Below are 16,392 nucleotides of genomic sequence, written 5' to 3'. Positions count from 1 at the left end.
CGCCCGGCCACTGAACCAGCAGTTATTAATTCCCCCTCTTCCGACGGCGGAATATGGCCCTCGACATCCGTCGAGCCCTCCAGGCCGGCTACGACGGCCTCACGAGTACGGCCGGCCTGAACGTCTTCTCGGTCCTACTGGTGTCCAACGTCGCCTACGGCGCCGTGAGTCAGTCGTTTCGGCAGCGGCTGCTGACCCAGATTGTGAGCGGTCGGCCAGCCATCCAGTCCGGGGTCTATTTCCAGGCGCCGTTCGACGTCGAGTGGCTTGCCCTCGAGTTCCCGCTGGCAGTGCTCGTCGCGCTGACTGTCGCCGCCGTCGTCGCTCACGAGGGGGTTCGGTTCTGGGCCATCCAGCAGTTCGCCGATATCCCGGCCCCGACACTGCGCGAGCGGGGCCGTGTCCTCGTCGCAGTCGCTGGCGGGGTCGCGCTGTTCGTATACGCCGTTAGACAGGTCCTCCCGCTCGTCCTGGTCAGCCAGGGCTTCCAGATGGGAGTACAGCTCTCGATGGTCGTTTCAGTCGCAGTCGCTCCGGTCCTCCTCGTTACCGTCTACCTCCGACAGGAGCTCGCACTGACGGCGGCCGGAAGCACCGAGACGGTACGCAACAGCGTGGCCCGATTCCGTGAGGCTCCGGTCCCCATCTTCGGACTCCTCCTCCTGCTTGCCATGCTGGGACAGCTACTGCTGCTCCCGGGTGCAGTGGTGAGCCGTCTCGTCACAGTGCGGGTCGGCACCACCCCATCGCTGTTCCTCGAGGCGCTCAATCGCGTCCTATTTGGGGCCCTGAGCACGTTCTCCGTTGCGACGATTACCGACGCGTATCTGCAGGTTCGCGACGGAGCGCCGGACGCCGATTGACCGACCTGCACCGCGGCCTCTGCCCACCGGACCGTCCACGGCCACAGTTCGTCCGAACCCAGAAGCAGCAGATATTAATTCCAGCATTTCTACAGCGTAATATGGTCCTGGACGTCCGTCGTGCCCTCCAGACCGGCTACGACGACCTCACGAGCAGGACGGGACGAAAGGTCCTCGCAGTCCTGCTGGTGTTTAATCTCGTCTACAGTGGCGTCGTCACGTCGTTCCGAGAGGATCTGCTCGTGGTACTCCGGGGGAGTGGTTACAGGACCCCCCGGACCATCGGCATCGAGTCACAGGTCGGGTGGGAACTGCTCCAGTTCGAACTACCGCTCTGGATACTCGCTCCGCTTGCGGTTCTCGCCGTTTTCGCGGGCGAGGCGATTCGGTTCTGGGCTATCCAGCAGTTCGCGGACCTCTCTCTCAGGTCGCCCCCCGACCCCGTCAAGCGGCTGCCGGTGTTTCTCGCCGTCGCCGGCGGGTTCACACTCCTGGTGTTTGGCCTCACAGAAGTGGTCCCGCTGTTGTGGGCGCCCAGCGGTGTCGAGGCGATGGCTCGCACCACACAGGCCGTCAGCGTCGTCTCGCTGCTCCTCGTCGGTGTGACGGTCTATCTCCGCCAGGAGCTCGCCCTGACCGAGGCCGGTGCCCGGGAGGCAGTCCGGAAGAGCGTCCGACGGTTTCTCACGGAACCGGTCCCGATTCTCGGACTGCTGGCCCTGCTCGGGCTTGGCGGGGCTCTCGTCGGCCTTGCACCCATGGTGGCGTCGTATCTGGGGCTGGCGGGCAACGCTACCGTCACCCAGGTCGGAGAGCTCGTCCACGTCGCGCTCGGGACCGTCCTGAGCACGTTCAGCATCGCGGCCGTGACCGACGCCTACGTCCAGATACGCGGCGGGAAGTTCCGATGAGAGCCCCGACATGGGCGTATCGCGGGCTTTAACCCCGCCACCGGTTTAGGGAGGGCAATGGCAGAACCGCGCGTGCCCGGCGGGCGCGAGTCCGAGCTCGAACTCCCCTGTGGCAAGGTCGTCTCCACCCACGACGACCTCGACCTGGGGATGCGCGAATACGACTGCGCCTGTGGGGCGAGTCACGCCGTCGTCATGGACATGCATCCGCTGGCCCGCTTCGTCCCGGAGTTCTTAGAGCAGGTGCTCACCGAGACCATCGAGCCGGCCGACGACCACGAAGAGTTCACTATCGCACACCTGATGGGTGTGGTCATCGAGGAGTTCCCTGACAAGGTAGCCGTGGCAGACGCGACGGAGGACGGCGCCGTCGGCTTCTCGATGGCCTGGGTCACCGACTTCGACGCCCGACGGCTCCACGAAATCGTCGTCGAACTTATCGTCGAGTTGATGGACCACGCCGTCTCCCACGCCGAGGACGACGAGATGGCCGCCGAGTTCGAGGAACAGATGCTTGAGTTCGACATCGGTGCCTTCGTCGACCAGTACCGGGCAGAGCGTGATTTCGAGGACGAGCACGACTCGGCGGTCTGAATCGTCGAGGGCGAACGCGACTCACCTGTGTGAGTGGGCTGTCTCGCCGCTGGTAGAGCCCAAAGAGCCACCCCGACAGTCGGTGGTATTAGATGGTAATAACCTGATGGTTGTTTGACGTGAGCGCCGACAGCGTATGACAACAATCCGCAGAACGAGTCCGGACGCCGTCCCTCGATTTCGCCGAAAACGGCGTCAGACAGCAGTCTGACGGTGTTATATGGGGTTCGGGCTATTGTACGGAGATATGGCCATCCGTCACGGCGAGTTCGAGCGCATCCAGGCGGTGCTTGACGACGCCGACGCAGACGGCCCCCTGACGGCCCGCGAGATTCTGGAGCTGCTGGACGAGGAGGGCGAGGAGTTCGACAGTGCCCACCGAGTCGCCACGGTCCTGGGCCGGCGGGCCCAGACCGGCGAAGTCGAGGTCATCCGGGACCAGCCCTACCGGTACGACATCACCGGCGAGAGCCAGTAGGGTGTCAGTCTCCCCCGTGTGACCGCCTCGCATTACGATATTCGAAATCGAGCTTCGAGAAGCGTACCGTTTCGCCGGGCTTATTACGATGTGTAGGCTCGAAACGGGTAATGACAGCCGAGGAAGACCGCACAATTCTGCTTATCGGGAGCGGCCCCATCAAGATCGGCCAGGCAGCCGAATTCGACTACTCCGGCGCCCAGGCCTGTCGGGCCCTCCAGGAGGAGGGCGCGCGCGTGGTACTGGTCAACTCCAATCCGGCGACCATCATGACCGACCCGGACATGGCCGACAAGGTGTACCTCGAACCCATCAACACCGAGGCCATCACCGAGATCATCCGGAAGGAGAACCCGGACGGCGTCATCGCCGGTCTGGGCGGCCAGACCGGCCTCAACGTCACCGCAGAACTCGCCGAGGAGGGCGTCTTAGAGGAGTACGACGTCGACGTGATGGGGACGCCGCTGGACACCATCTACGCCACCGAGGACCGCGAGCTGTTCCGCCAGCGCATGGAGAAAATCGGTGAGCCGGTCCCCCGCTCGACCACCATCTCACTCGACGAGGACGAGTCGGTCACGGACTTCGACGAGGCAAACTTCCGCGAGCGCATCCAGGACGCAGTCGACGAGGTCGGCGGCCTCCCGGTCATCGCCCGCACAACCTACACGCTGGGTGGCTCCGGCTCCGGCGTCGTCGACGACTTCGAAGAGCTCGTCGAGCGTGTGCGCAAAGGACTTCGCCTCTCACGGAACTCGGAAGTGCTCATCACCGAGTCCATCTCCGGCTGGGTCGAACTGGAGTACGAGGTCATGCGCGACGCCGACGACTCCTGTATCATCATCTGCAACATGGAGAACATCGACCCGATGGGCATCCACACCGGGGAGTCTACCGTCGTCACGCCCTCGCAGGTCATCCCCGACGAGGGCCACCAGCAGATGCGTGACTCCGCGCTGAAGGTCATCCGCGAACTCGGCATCCAGGGCGGCTGTAACATCCAGCACGCCTGGCGCGACGACGGCACCCCCGGCGGCGAGTACCGCGTCGTCGAGGTGAACCCCCGAGTTTCGCGCTCCTCCGCGCTCGCGTCGAAGGCGACGGGCTACCCCATCGCCCGCGTCACCGCGAAGGTCGCGCTGGGCAAACGCCTCCACGAGATAGAAAACGAGATTACCGGCGAGACCACGGCCGCCTTCGAGCCGGCCATCGACTACATCGTCACCAAAGTGCCGCGCTGGCCCATCGACAAGTTCACCGACACCGACTTCGAGCTGTCGACGGCGATGAAGTCGACGGGCGAGGCGATGTCCATCGGCCGAACCTTCCCCGAATCGCTGCTGAAGGCACTGCGCTCCTCGGAGTACAACCCCGCCGTTGACTTCGAAACGGTCGGCGACGACGAGCTCGAAGAAGAGTATCTGGTGCGTCCCTCGCCCGACCGCCCGTACGCCATCTTCGAGGCGTTCCTCCGTGGCTACACCGTCGAGGAGGTTGTCGAACTGACCGACATCCACGAGTGGTACGTCGAGCGCTTCGAGGAGGTCGCCGACGCGGCGGAGGCCGCCATCGCGGGCGACTACGAGACCGCCGCGGCGGCCGGCTTCACCGACCAGGAAATCACAGCCCTCGCGGGCGGTGAGTTCAACGACACCCACGTCTCGTGGCTGCCCGCCGGGCTGGACAGCGACGACGACGGCGAGGCGGAAATCGAGGCAGCCACGGACGGGAGCGGCGTCCAGATAGAGGACGTCGAGAGCGAGACAGTCCACCGGGACTACAAGCTCGTCGACACCTGCGCCGGCGAGTTCGAGGCGACGACGCCGTACTACTACTCGACGCGTGACCCAATCTCGGGCATCGACCGCAACGAACTGCTGGTCGACCCAGAGGTCGAGAGCGTCGTCGTGGTCGGCGGCGGCCCCATCCGCATCGGCCAGGGCGTGGAGTTCGACTACTGCTCGGTCCACGCTGTCCAGGCCCTGGAGGCGATGGGCATCGACGCCCACGTCGTCAACAACAACCCCGAAACGGTGTCGACGGACTACGACACCTCCGACGGACTCTTCTTCGAGCCCGTCACAGCCGAGGAGGTCGCCGACGTGGCCGAGTCGACGGGTGCCGACGGCGTGATGGTCCAGTTCGGTGGCCAGACCTCCGTCGACATCGGCGAACCCCTGGAGGACGAACTGGCCCGGCGCGACCTCGACTGCGAGATTCTCGGAACGAGCGTCGAGGCGATGGACTTAGCCGAGGACCGCGACCGCTTCAACAAGCTGATGGACGAACTCGGCATCGCACAGGCCGAGGGTGGCACGGCGACGAGCAAGGAGGAAGCACTGGAGTTGGCCCACGACATCGGCTACCCGGTGCTGGTGCGCCCGTCCTACGTCCTCGGTGGGCGTGCGATGGACGTCGTCTACAACGACGACGACCTGGAGACGTACATCGAGGAGGCAGTGCGTGTCTCCCCGGACAAGCCCATCCTGGTCGACGAGTTCCTCGCCGACGCCGTCGAGCTCGACGTCGACGCCGTCGCCGACGAGGACGACGTGCTCATCGGCGGCGTGATGGAACACGTCGAGACCGCCGGGGTCCATTCGGGCGACTCGGCGTGTATGATTCCGCCTCGCTCCCAGGAGATCAAGGACGTGATGCCCCGCATCCGCGAGGTCACCGAGGACATCGCCGACGCGCTCGACACCGTCGGCCTGCTGAACGTCCAGCTCGCCGTGCGTGACGGCGAGGTCTACGTCCTGGAGGCGAACCCGCGCTCGTCCCGTACCGTGCCGTTCATCTCGAAGACGACGGGCGTCCCGATTGCGAAAATCGCCGCCCGCGTCATGGCCGGCGAGAGCCTGGCCGAGCTGGACATCGAGGAGCAGATCCCCGAACAGGTCTCGGTCAAGGAGGTCGTCCTGCCCTTCGACCGCCTGCCGGGCTCGGACCCGCGTCTCGGCCCCGAGATGAAGTCGACCGGCGAGGTCATGGGCACCGCCGGCTCCTTCGGCAAGGCCTACCAGAAGGCCCAGATGTGCGTCGGGAAGGATATCCCGCTCGAAGGCACTGCGCTGGTCGACTTCGGGGTGCGTGGCTACGAAGACCACTTCGACGTGGTGAGCCTCGACGACTTCGAGGACACCGAGGCCGTCGTCGAGGCCATCCAGGCGGGCGACATCGACCTGGTCGCTTCCCGGGACCGCGACGTGCTCGAAGCCTGCGTCGAGGAGACCGTGACGTACTTCTCGACCCGCGAGAGCACCGAAGCGGCCCTGGAGGCCATCAACTCCGCCGACCAGCCACTCGCGGTGCAGGCCATCAGCGAGCGGCCGAAGACGGCCCGTCAGTGGGGTAGTGAGTAGGAGAGCCCGAACGGAGTGAGCGACCTCGAAGCGGAACGGCGAGTGAAACGAGCCGTGGAGCAGTAGCGAGGTCGGCGCGCAGCGCCGACCTCGAAAGCGAACCGGCGACCAAGCGGGAGCCGGAGAGCAGTAGCGAGGAACCGACCGAAGCGAGATTCCTCGGAAAACGCGAGCGGGGAGAGCGAGGCCCTTTGCGCCTCGATAGTGAGCGGCGGAGCCGCGAGCGCGCAGCGACCCGCGAGGCGTAGCGAGAGCGCCGACTACAGGCACACGATTTTGTCGCAGTACGCAACGGGACAGTCATCCCACCGTCCAGCTTTCGTCAGTCGAGGAGACCGGTCTGCGTGTAAACGTAGCCAAAGAACAGAGTCCGTTGAAATCCTATTTTTCAGATAAACTCTCGTATGAAACAGACGGTCAGTAGCTCTGCTTATCTACCGATGTGACTCTATTTCGATATCGAATTGCCCTTGATCATCCACGTCTACAGTGACTGTAGAGGCGTCCGCTTCGAACGTGAGGCGCATATTTGGCTTCCCGTCGAAAAATAGGGCGTCAAGTGCGTCGGGATTGATGTCGTTGGCTAAAATCCATTTTTGATCAAGTACGTTCTCGTTATGAGCTATTGCAACTGCACTGACAATCGCCGTGCTTAATGGTTCAGCGTCACCTGGCTCATAGTGGAATCGCGTTTGGTCAGTCATACGTATCAATGAGTAATTGGGAGGTCAGAATCCTCAGCGAGGATGGCCGACAGGTGGGAGTCTTCCCGTCCGGCTTGGGTTGTTAATTCTGCCACTTTCCGCTCAGGATCGTATTCGATAAACCCAGAATCGGTCAATTTCGGAAGATGGACTTGGTATAGGCCGATGTGAATCTGTTTGACTGTCTCGTCATCAATCTCTGTCCACGACAGGTGATGATTATGTTTGATGATTGCGTTTGTCAGGTCATCTATCGACAATGACTGTCGCTGATTTGCGAGTGTCGCAAGGACGATACGGCGATGCTTATGTCCACAGACATCAAGCACCGTGTCGAGAGTAGGTGCGCTACTCATACATACATATAAAATGTCTAAGGTCATCACCCCTCCTTTGGACTATACAATCTATTTTTAAGCTCTTCTCACTCTGGTGGGTCGGAGTCGGCCAGTGTACTGCCGAGAATCGCACTAATTCCACGTCGGAGCCGTGAAGCGACTGCCTGCTGTGAAATGCCGAGTTCGTCGCCAATATCTACCATTTTCACGTCACGAGGCGTGTTGAAGTACCCCCGCTCGTAGGCGAGCACCAGTGCTTCCTGCTGAGTGTCGGTGAGTGCCGCTTGAGTCTCCGAGTCAATTGGGGTAAGTGCGTGCAGTTTAGTGAGCATAATCGAGATGTCTTTCTCCCGACAGCGTTCTTGGAACGCCGCGATGTCACGTCGGTCATCACCCCGAATATCGAACGTCCACCCCTCGTTCGTGCCAACCGCTTTAATCAGGGGAACCCCCGTTTCCATCAGTGTGCTGATGACGCCATCGTACTCCAGCGTCCACTCGACGCGCAACAGATACTCGTCTTCGACGGAATCAACCAGCTGGATCTTCTTCACGCCCGGATGGTCGTGAAACGCTTCTTCGATGTCCTCAACGGCAGTCCCACGAACCCAGAAATAGGGAACCACGACGTCTTGGGCCGGAATGATTCGCTCCAGTTCGACTGTCACACCCGGTAATTGTTTGAACAAGGTTCCCAAGGGAAACTGGTCGGCCGGAATGGTAAATGTCGCTTCGGTAGCCATTATCAAGTATATGTCATGATTCCAATATAGCGCTGGTGCCCATACTGACGAGCGCAGAGCGCAGTCCCAGACATAGGTTCGGGCCGATCATCTGAAACGGTTGCTATACGCTCTGTATTGACCGCAAAGAGCGGAATTTGTCAGCTTCTGAGTGGTTCAACAAAGCCGAAGAAAACGAAACCGCGAGCCTACTCCTCGGCCATCGCCAGCACGTCGTCGAAGAAGCCAAGCGAGTCGTGTGGCCCCGGATTCGCTTCGGGGTGGTACTGGCGCGTGATGATCCCCAGCTCGTCGTTCTCCAGACCCTCGGGCGTGTCGTCGTTGACGTTGACCTGCGTCACGTCGAGTTTGTCACCGGGGTCCGCAACCGTATACCCGTGGTTCTGGGTCGTCATCACGACCTGGTTGGTACGCAGGTCACGGACTGGCTGGTTGACGCCGCGGTGGCCGAACTCCATCTTCTCGGTCTCGCCGCCCAGCGCGTTGGCGACGACCTGCTGGCCGAGACAGATGCCCGCCAGGGGCACCTCACCGACGTAAGTCTCGACGAGTTCGCCGGCCTGTCCGAAGTTCTGGGGGTCGCCGGGCCCGTTCGAAATAAAGAGGAGGTCGGGGTCGACCTCGGCGATGTCGTCCTCGCTGGCGTCGTACGGGAAGACGTGGACGACGGCGTCGCGTTCGACCAGCGAGCTCATGATAGAGCCCTTCGCGCCGCAGTCGACCAGGGCGACGGTGGCCCCGTCGCCGTCCTCGTTGTAGGTCTCGACCGCCTCGACGGAGACCTGCGCGCCGATGTCGACGTGGTCGGACATGTGCTTGCACTGGTGGAGCTCGTCCAGTGCGTCCTGCTCGGTCACGTCGGGACCGGCGGCGATACCGCATTTCATCGCCCCTTCGTCGCGAATCTCGGTGACGATGTCCCGGGTGTCGAGGTGGTCGACGGCGGGCACACCTTCGCTTTCGAGCCACTCGGCCACGTCGTCGGTGAGTTCGCGGGCGACGACGCCACGCGGGTGGACGCGGTCGTCTTCGAAGCGCTCCTCCCGGACACCGTAGTTCCCGATGAGCGGGTAGGAGAACGTGAGAATCTGCTCCTCGTAGGACGGGTCGGTCAGGCTCTCCTCGTACCCGGTGTAGGCGGTTGTGAACACGACCTCACCGCGTGTCGTCCCCGGAGCGCGGGCACGCGCCTCGATGACACGGTCCCCCTCCAGCGCTACGTATGCATCAGCCATTACGAGATGCGTACAGGACTGGCCGGCATAAGGATTGCTTTCGAAGCCGAGTTACGATTTTCGTAATCCTCAAGTCGGGTGGAGCGGAAGCTTCGTATCTCCATGGACGAACTGGACAGAGAGATACTGTCGATACTCCGGCGGGACGCCCGCACGCCCTACACGGAGATCGCGGACCAGGTTGGGACCTCCGAGGGGACGGTGCGCAACCGCGTCGACCGCCTCGTCGACGACGGCATCATCGAGCGCTTCACCGTCGCGACCCGCACCGGCAACGTCAAGTCCATGATAGAGGTCGGCGTGGACGTCAACGTCGACACCGAGGCCGTCACCGACCACATCGCGGAGTGGCCCGCCGTCGACTTCGTCTGGCAGGTCTCGGGCGAGGAGGACATCGTCGTCGTCGTCGACGCGGCCGACACCGGCGCGGTCAACGAGCTCATCACCAGAGCGCGGGAGCTCGAGGAAGTGGTGAGTACGAAGACCCGGTTGATTCTGGACGAGCGGGTCGGGTAAGCGAAGTACGGCTACCGACGGCTTAGAATGTGGTCGGCCGCCTTCTCAGCTAGCATGGTCGTCGGGGCGTCCGTGTTCCCGCTGGTAATCGTCGGCATGACCGAGGCGTCGACGACGCGCAGTCCATCGACCCCGTGGACGGCGAGACGGTCGTCGACCACCGCCATATCGTCCTCACCCATCTTGCAGGTGCCGACAGGGTGGTAGAGCGTCTCCGCTGCCTCTCGGATGTGTTCGATTAGCTGTTCGTCCGACTGGACATCGGGTCCCGGAGACACCTCCCTGCCGCGGTACTCGTCGAAGGGCTCGGACTGCAGAATCTCGCGGACCAGTTTGACCCCTTCGAGCAGTATCTCCAGGTCTTTTCCCTCGGTGAGATACTGCGGGTCGATGCACGGCTCGTCGAGCGGGTCCGCCGAGCGCAGCGTTATCCGACCGCGGCTCTCCGGGCGAAGCCGAAGCGCACTCAGCCAGAAGCCGTGGCCGTCGGGATTGTCGAACCCGTGGTTGACGGAGTACGAGGGCCCGAAGTGGAGCTGGATGTCGGGTCGGTCATCCTCATCAGTTACCGAGACGAAGCCGCCACCCTCCGCGACGTTCGAGGTAAGCGGCCCTCGTTTCAGCACCAGATACTTCAGCAGGTTCCACAGCGATTCCGCCCCCTCGAGGGAGACCGGCTTCTCGCAGGCGTAGTTGACCTTGACGTTGAGATGGTCCTGGAGGTTCCGGCCGACACCGGAGAGCTCGTTGACGACCGAAATGTCGTGGTCCGTGAGGTGGTCCGCTGGCCCGATACCCGACAGCATGAGCAGTTGCGGAGAGTTGATAGCGCCCGCCGAGAGAATCACTTCCTCGCTGGCGTCGACCGTCTTCGGTTCGTCGCTCCCGTCACGAACGTACTCGACACCGACCGCCGCCCGCCCGTCGAACCGAACACGCGTCACCTGCGCACCGGTCACAGCGGTCAGGTTCGACCGGTCCAGAACCGGCTTCAGGTAGGCATCGGCGGCGCTGTGGCGCTCGCCGTCCTTCTGGGTCACCTGATAGAGGCCGACACCGGACTGGTCGCCGGCGTTGAAATCCTCGTTGTGTCGGAGTCCGACCGCCTGTCCCGCCTCGACGAAGGCCTCGCTGAGAACGTTTGGCGACTGGTGGTCGGCCACGTTCCGCGGCCCGCCGGTCCCGTGGTACTCTGAGCTGCCGCGTTCGTTGTGTTCGGCCCGCTTGAAGTAGTCCAGGACGTCCTCGTACGCCCAGCCGTCGTTTCCGAGTTCGGCCCAGTGGTCGTAGTCTTCGGGCTGGCCGCGAGCGTAGATCATCGCGTTGATCGAACTCGACCCCCCGAGGGTCTTCCCGCGGGGCCAGTAGAGTTCCCGGTCGTTCAGTTCCGTCTGGGGCTCGGTGTCGTACGCCCAGTCGACATCGGAGTTGAACAACTCCACGAACGCCGCCGGGATGCCGATCTCTCGCTTCTCGTCCGGTTTGCCCGCCTCCAGTAGCAGCACCCGGTCCCCGTCGGCCGAGAGCCGATTCGCGAGCACACAGCCCGCCGGCCCAGCACCGACTATCACGTAGTCGTAGGTTCCGCCGCCCACATTTGCCATGTTATTTCATGCACGTCACTACGGACTTAAACCCCGCAGTATCTCCTGGAAGAGCGGTGAACTGGTTGGTGAGCGCTCACCCGATAGGCGTCTGGTCCGTTGGGTGTGTAATCTGATAATTTAAGTGCGACGGCTACGGGAATAGAGACAATGCCGTCCCAGTCGCCAAACGAGTTCGTCCTCACGTCGTCGGTACGGACGGAAATTGTGCTTCGAGTGTCCGAGCGCCCGACACCGACCGATACGCTTCTGTCCGGAGTCGATGCGAGCGACTCCGCAGTCTACGACGCGCTCTCCACGCTCAGAGGCCGCGGTCTGCTCACCGAGGGCGACGAGGGCTGGGAACCCACCGCGCACGGACACCTCGTCGCCGACAGCGTCTCGGAGTGGCTGTCCGCGGAGGAATTTCGTGCGACGGACCCGGCGTTCTGGAAGAACCATCGAATCGACGTCATCCCGTCGGCGTTCCGTCGGCGACTGCCGGAGATTGGTGAGTACGAAATCGTCCGCGACGTCCCCCAGGAGCCCAACAGATGCGAGGACGTCGCCATCAGTATGCTCGAATCGGCCGACTACTGTGAACTCACGACGCCGTACTACTCGCGGCGCCACCAGGAGGCCATCCCCACACATCCGGAGACGCGCTTGCTGGTCACCCGGGAAGCAATCGACGTCAGCTTCCAGCGGTACAGGGACGGTCACCGCGAGGAGCTAAACAACATGGACCCGGCGACGCTCCGACTGACAGACTCCCAGTTCGCGTCGGTCGTCACCGACGAGAAACTGAAGTTCGAGCTGCCCGCGGTGAGCGAGGGCGCGACGGAGCGACAGGCCGGGAGTGGGGCGGCCGACCGCTCGGTCGCTGGCACCACCGCCCTGTTCGTCTCGGAGACTGAATCGGCGGTCCAGTGGGGACGTGACCTCTTCGAGGCGCTCTGGGCGGAGTCGGACCCGCTCGGCCCATACGTCGAACGCCAGTTCCCCGACCTGTGGGAGTAAGAGGAACCGGGAGACATCCCGCGAAGTTTTTACCGTCGAGAGCGCCGTGAAACTGACCTGAGTGGGAAAGCGAGGGTTCAAGTATTACTTGGTGTAACCACCGAGGTATGAAACGACGGACGTTCCTCTCCGGAGTCGGCGCTGGGAGTGCCATCGCAGTAGCTGGCTGCAGCGGCGGCCAATCGGAAACCACACTCACGGTCGCGACGTACTCTTCCTTTACCGGCGAGGACTCGGCGGGCAACTGGCTCAAATCGGCGTTCGAGGACGAGCACGACGCGACGGTGGAGTTCAAGACGCCCGAGAACGGCGTCAACCAGTTCATCCAGCGCAAGTCCGAGGGCGCGCCGGTCGGTGCCGACCTCTACGTCGGCCTGAACACCGTCGAGCTCGTCCGTGCGGACGAGCAACTGGACGAACAGCTGTTCGCGACGGCGGACGTCGAGGGCGCCGACTCGGTGAAGTCCAGGCTGAACTTCGACCCCGAGGACCGCGCCGTCCCCTACGACACGGGCTACATCAGTCTCGTCTATGACGAGGGCGAAGTAGAGAATCCCGGGACCTTCGACGCCCTGCTGGAGCCGGCCTACGAGGACGGACTCATCGCTCAGAACGCCCAGCAGTCCGACCCCGGTCGGGCCTTCCTGCTGTGGACCATCCACGAGAAGGGCGCCGACAACTATCTCGATTACTGGCGGGACCTCTCGGACAACGGCGTGCAGATTCTCTCGGACTGGGAGCCGGCGTATAACGCCTACACGAACGAGGAGGCGCCGATGGTCGTCTCCTACTCCACGGACCAGGTGTACTACCACGGCGAAGGCGTCGATATGTCGCGACACCAGGTCGGCTTCCTCAACGACCAGGGGTACGCGAACCCCGAGGGGATGGCGCAGTTCGCAGACGCCGACAACCCCGAGCTTGCGCGTGAGTTCATGTCGTTCATGCTCACCGAGGCGGCCCAGAAGCAAATCGCCGTGAACAACGTCCAGTTCCCCGCCGTCGAGGGCGTCGAACCGGGCGGCGACTTCGGCAAGTACGCCCTGGAACCGCCCGAACCCGTAACGTTCAGCTACGACGAACTCGCCGGCAACGTCGACGGCTGGATAGAGGACTGGGCCCGCGAGATAGTGAGCAACTGAATGGTCCTGCGGGACGGCCGGGCGCTCCCGGTCGGCGTCGCCGCCACGCTGGCGACGCTCGTCGTGGTGTTCTACTACCCCGTCGGGAGCGTGCTCGCCAGCGCCGTCTCCGACGCCGGCCGGCCCACGCTCGCGCCCCTCGTCTCGGTACTCGGTGACCCCTTCTACCACGACCTGTTTGCGTTTACCGCCTACCAGGCGCTGCTGTCGACTGTCGCCAGCGTCGTCGTCGGGCTCCCCGGGGCCTATCTCCTCGCACGCTTCGAGTTCCCCGGCCGGCGGTTCCTCCGCTCGGTAACCATCCTCCCCTTCGTCCTTCCCTCTATCATGGTCGCTGTCGGCTTTCTGGCGATGTTCGGCCGGACGGGACTGGTAAACGACGTGCTCGCCGTGGTCGGGCTGGGGCCCGTCGAACTAACCTTTACGCTCGAAATCATCGTGCTGGCGCATGCCTTCTACAACGCGCCGCTGGTCACGCGGCTGGTGACGGCCGCCTGGGAGTCGGTCGACCCGGCCCGCGTCGAGACCGCGCGAACCCTCGGGGCGACCCCCCTGCGGGCGTTCCGTGACGTGACGCTGCCACAGCTCCTGCCGGCCCTGCTGACCGCGTCGGTGCTCACCTTCATCTTCACGTTCATGTCCTTCCCCATCGTGCTGGCACTGGGCGGGCTCCAGCTCTCGACCGTCGAGGTGTGGCTGTTCGCCCGCGTCCAGAGTCTCGACCTGGCCGAGGCGGCCACGCTGGGGGCCATCGAGACCGCGCTCTCGCTGGGGCTGATATACGTCTACCTGCGCTTCGAGGCCACGCAGCTGAATGCGCGCGGCGAATCGCGTGGCCGGGCCCGGACCCCACTGTTCGCCGGCTGGCGGTCGCTGGTCGACCCGAAGCGGCTGGCGCTCTTTGCCTACGTCGGCGCGGCGCTGGTGCTGTTTGTCGGACCACTGGTGAGCCTGGTCGTCGAAAGTGTCACCACCCCCGACGGGGCCCTCACGCTCCGGTACTACGAGTTCCTGCTCGCCCAGCAGGCCTCGACTGCGGCGGGAACGACTCGCCCGCTGCCCGCGATAACGAACTCGCTGCTCTTTGGCGCTGGCGCACTCTTGCTCGCCCTGCCGATGGGCGTCGTCGTCTCCGTCGTCGCGACCCGAGAGCGTCGCGGCTCCCGACTCTGGGAGGCCCTGCTGACGGCGCCTCTGGCCGTCAGCGGCATCGTCCTCGGGCTCGGAATGCTCCGCACCCTCGTCTTCGGGACGACGCTATTTGGCTACCGTATCACCGTCACCGGTCCTGTCGCCATCGTCGCCGCCCACGCCGTCGCGGCCTACCCCTTCGTCTCGCGCAACGTCACGCCGGCGCTGGGGAGCATCGACGACCGGCTCGTCGACGCCGCCCGAGCCCTGGGTGCGGACCGAACCACGGCGCTGGTCGATATCGAACTGCCGCTGGTCGTCCCAGCGCTCATCGCCGGCGCGGCCTTCGCCTTCGCCATCAGCGTCGGCGAGTTCGACTCGACGGTGCTGCTGGCCGAGGGCGTCGACAGCGCGACGATGCCGGTCGCGCTCGAACGCTACACCGGCAACCGCTCGCTCGGCCCGAACCTCGGCCCGGCGACGGCCATGGGCACCGTCTTGCTCGCGGTGACGACCGTCAGCTTCGTACTCATCGACCGCGTCGGGACCGGGTGGAACCAATGAACGAGCCCGGCGTCGAGGTCGAGGGGATGCGGGTCGTCTTCGACGGCGTGACCGCACTGGGAGACGTCTCGCTGTCCATCGAGGCCGGGGAGTTCTTCACCCTCGTCGGGCCGTCGGGGTGTGGGAAGACGACGATGCTTCGCTCCATCGCCGGCCTGACCGAGGGGGCCGACGGCAGCGTCGCCATCGACGGCCGGGACGTGACATCGGCCCCGCCAGAAGCGCGCAACGTCGGGATGGTGTTCCAGAACTACGCCCTGTTCCCGCACATGAGCGTCCACGAGAACGTCGCCTACGGCCTGCGCTTTCACGATATCGAGGGCCGCAGCGAGGACGAGCGCGTGGCCGAGCTACTGGACCTCGTCGACCTTTCCGGTGTCGCCGACCGCTCGCCCGAGCAGCTCTCGGGCGGCCAACAGCAGCGCATCGCGCTGGCCCGCGCGCTCGCGCCCGAACCCGACGTGCTCTTGCTCGACGAGCCGCTGTCGGCCCTGGACGCGAAACTGCGCAAACAGCTCCGGGTCCAGATAAAGACCATCCAGCAGGAACTGTCGATTACGACCATCTACGTCACCCACGACCAGGCCGAGGCGCTGGCGCTGTCCGACCGCGTCGCGGTGATGCACGGCGGCAACGTCGAGCAGGTCGCGGCACCCGAAACCGTCTATCGGGACCCCGCCTCCCGCTTCGTGGCCGAGTTCGTCGGCGACAACAACCTCTTCGACGGCACCGTAACGGACGATGGGATGGGCGTCGCTGTCGATGGGGCGACGCTCCCCCTAGCGGCGGACGCTGGCGTATCGGCGGGCGAGTCGGTGACCGTGGCGGTGCGGCCCGAAGCTATCACCGTTGTCGGCGGAGCGAACGGCGCGGGGTCGCCGGATTCCACGCTCGAAGCGACAGTGGAAACCGTCGAGTTCCTCGGGGACGCCTACCGGGCCCACTGCCGGTGGCAGGACCGGCGGGTCGAGGTCAAGACGGCGGCGGCAGAGCAACCCGCAGGTGACGTCACGCTTCGGTTCGACGCGGCCGACACGCAGGTGCTGTGAGCGTATCGAGTCCGCCACTCGTCGCTGACCTCCCAGGAGTTCACCCGCTAACAGCGAAGTCGACTACCAGCCGTTGACCGCGGGAATCGCCGTCCGCAGCAGGAAGCGGGCCTAATGACTGCCCCGAGCTTCGTTCCTCGCCAGTGGGAGCGATTACCA

Annotated in this window: 15 protein-coding genes; 10 read left to right on the top strand and 5 right to left on the bottom strand. The window is 64.2% G+C overall.

Going from position 1 to position 16,392, the window contains the following annotated elements; genetic code table 11:
• Positions 1-53: 53 nt before the first annotated feature.
• From EGD98_RS15925 to carB, 5 genes are all read left to right on the top strand, one after another.
• On the top strand, positions 54-863 hold the full coding sequence (locus EGD98_RS15925) for a hypothetical protein (RefSeq protein ID WP_220589346.1): 810 nt from the start codon (positions 54-56) through the stop codon (positions 861-863).
• A gap of 101 nt (positions 864-964) precedes the next feature.
• Positions 965-1,774, top strand: coding sequence for a hypothetical protein (locus tag EGD98_RS15920; protein WP_220589345.1), 810 nt, complete (start codon positions 965-967; stop codon positions 1,772-1,774).
• A 57-nt stretch (positions 1,775-1,831) separates the two neighbouring features.
• Entirely contained in the window at positions 1,832-2,368 is a 537-nt protein-coding gene (locus tag EGD98_RS15915) for a DUF5815 family protein (RefSeq protein WP_220589344.1), read from the top strand.
• Between the two features lie 247 nt (positions 2,369-2,615).
• The gene (locus EGD98_RS15910; protein ID WP_220589343.1) at positions 2,616-2,846 is read left to right on the top strand and encodes a hypothetical protein; all 231 of its coding nucleotides are present in this window, start codon (positions 2,616-2,618) and stop codon (positions 2,844-2,846) included.
• Positions 2,847-2,956: 110 nt separating this feature from the next.
• Positions 2,957-6,208, top strand: coding sequence for a carbamoyl-phosphate synthase large subunit (carB, locus tag EGD98_RS15905; protein WP_220589342.1), 3,252 nt, complete (start codon positions 2,957-2,959; stop codon positions 6,206-6,208).
• A gap of 434 nt (positions 6,209-6,642) precedes the next feature.
• Here carB and EGD98_RS15900 read toward each other — a convergent pair whose 3' ends face one another.
• The 4 genes from EGD98_RS15900 to carA form a co-directional block, all read right to left on the bottom strand.
• On the bottom strand, positions 6,643-6,912 hold the full coding sequence (locus tag EGD98_RS15900; RefSeq protein WP_220589341.1) for a HalOD1 output domain-containing protein: 270 nt from the start codon (positions 6,910-6,912) through the stop codon (positions 6,643-6,645).
• A gap of 5 nt (positions 6,913-6,917) precedes the next feature.
• Positions 6,918-7,268 carry a DUF7344 domain-containing protein gene (locus EGD98_RS15895; protein ID WP_220589340.1) on the bottom strand — a complete coding sequence of 117 codons (351 nt, stop codon included), beginning with the start codon at positions 7,266-7,268 and terminating at the stop codon, positions 6,918-6,920.
• A 68-nt stretch (positions 7,269-7,336) separates the two neighbouring features.
• Positions 7,337-7,993, bottom strand: a complete 657-nt coding sequence (locus tag EGD98_RS15890) for a helix-turn-helix domain-containing protein (protein ID WP_220589339.1) — start codon at positions 7,991-7,993, stop codon at positions 7,337-7,339.
• A gap of 188 nt (positions 7,994-8,181) precedes the next feature.
• Complete coding sequence (gene carA, locus EGD98_RS15885) at positions 8,182-9,228, bottom strand: glutamine-hydrolyzing carbamoyl-phosphate synthase small subunit (protein WP_220589338.1); 1,047 nt, start codon at positions 9,226-9,228, stop codon at positions 8,182-8,184.
• A gap of 102 nt (positions 9,229-9,330) precedes the next feature.
• Here carA and EGD98_RS15880 point away from each other — a divergent pair, with 102 nt between their 5' ends.
• Complete coding sequence (locus EGD98_RS15880; RefSeq protein WP_220589337.1) at positions 9,331-9,744, top strand: Lrp/AsnC family transcriptional regulator; 414 nt, start codon at positions 9,331-9,333, stop codon at positions 9,742-9,744.
• Between the two features lie 11 nt (positions 9,745-9,755).
• On the opposite strand, the gene EGD98_RS15875 is transcribed toward EGD98_RS15880, so the two are convergent.
• A complete protein-coding gene (locus EGD98_RS15875; protein WP_220589336.1) occupies positions 9,756-11,348 on the bottom strand; it encodes a GMC family oxidoreductase in 1,593 nt (530 codons plus the stop codon).
• Between the two features lie 150 nt (positions 11,349-11,498).
• Here EGD98_RS15875 and EGD98_RS15870 point away from each other — a divergent pair, with 150 nt between their 5' ends.
• The 4 genes from EGD98_RS15870 (at position 11,499) to EGD98_RS15855 (ending at position 16,233) form a co-directional block, all read left to right on the top strand.
• Positions 11,499-12,347: a helix-turn-helix transcriptional regulator gene (locus tag EGD98_RS15870; protein ID WP_220589335.1), complete on the top strand. Its 849-nt coding sequence runs from the start codon at positions 11,499-11,501 to the stop codon at positions 12,345-12,347.
• A gap of 107 nt (positions 12,348-12,454) precedes the next feature.
• Positions 12,455-13,489: a thiamine ABC transporter substrate-binding protein gene (locus EGD98_RS15865; protein WP_220589334.1), complete on the top strand. Its 1,035-nt coding sequence runs from the start codon at positions 12,455-12,457 to the stop codon at positions 13,487-13,489.
• Entirely contained in the window at positions 13,490-15,184 is a 1,695-nt protein-coding gene (locus tag EGD98_RS15860; protein WP_220589333.1) for an ABC transporter permease, read from the top strand.
• Positions 15,181-16,233 carry an ABC transporter ATP-binding protein gene (locus tag EGD98_RS15855; protein ID WP_220589332.1) on the top strand — a complete coding sequence of 351 codons (1,053 nt, stop codon included), beginning with the start codon at positions 15,181-15,183 and terminating at the stop codon, positions 16,231-16,233. Before EGD98_RS15860 ends, EGD98_RS15855 begins: the two co-directional genes overlap by 4 nt.
• The last annotated feature ends 159 nt before the right edge of the window (positions 16,234-16,392 follow it).

The sequence above is a fragment of the Haloarcula salinisoli genome, from assembly GCF_019599405.1.
In the GTDB taxonomy this organism is placed as follows: Archaea; Halobacteriota; Halobacteria; order Halobacteriales; family Haloarculaceae; genus Haloarcula; species Haloarcula salinisoli.
Note: the sequence above shows the minus strand (reverse complement) of the source record. Positions and strands in the feature narration are given on the sequence as shown.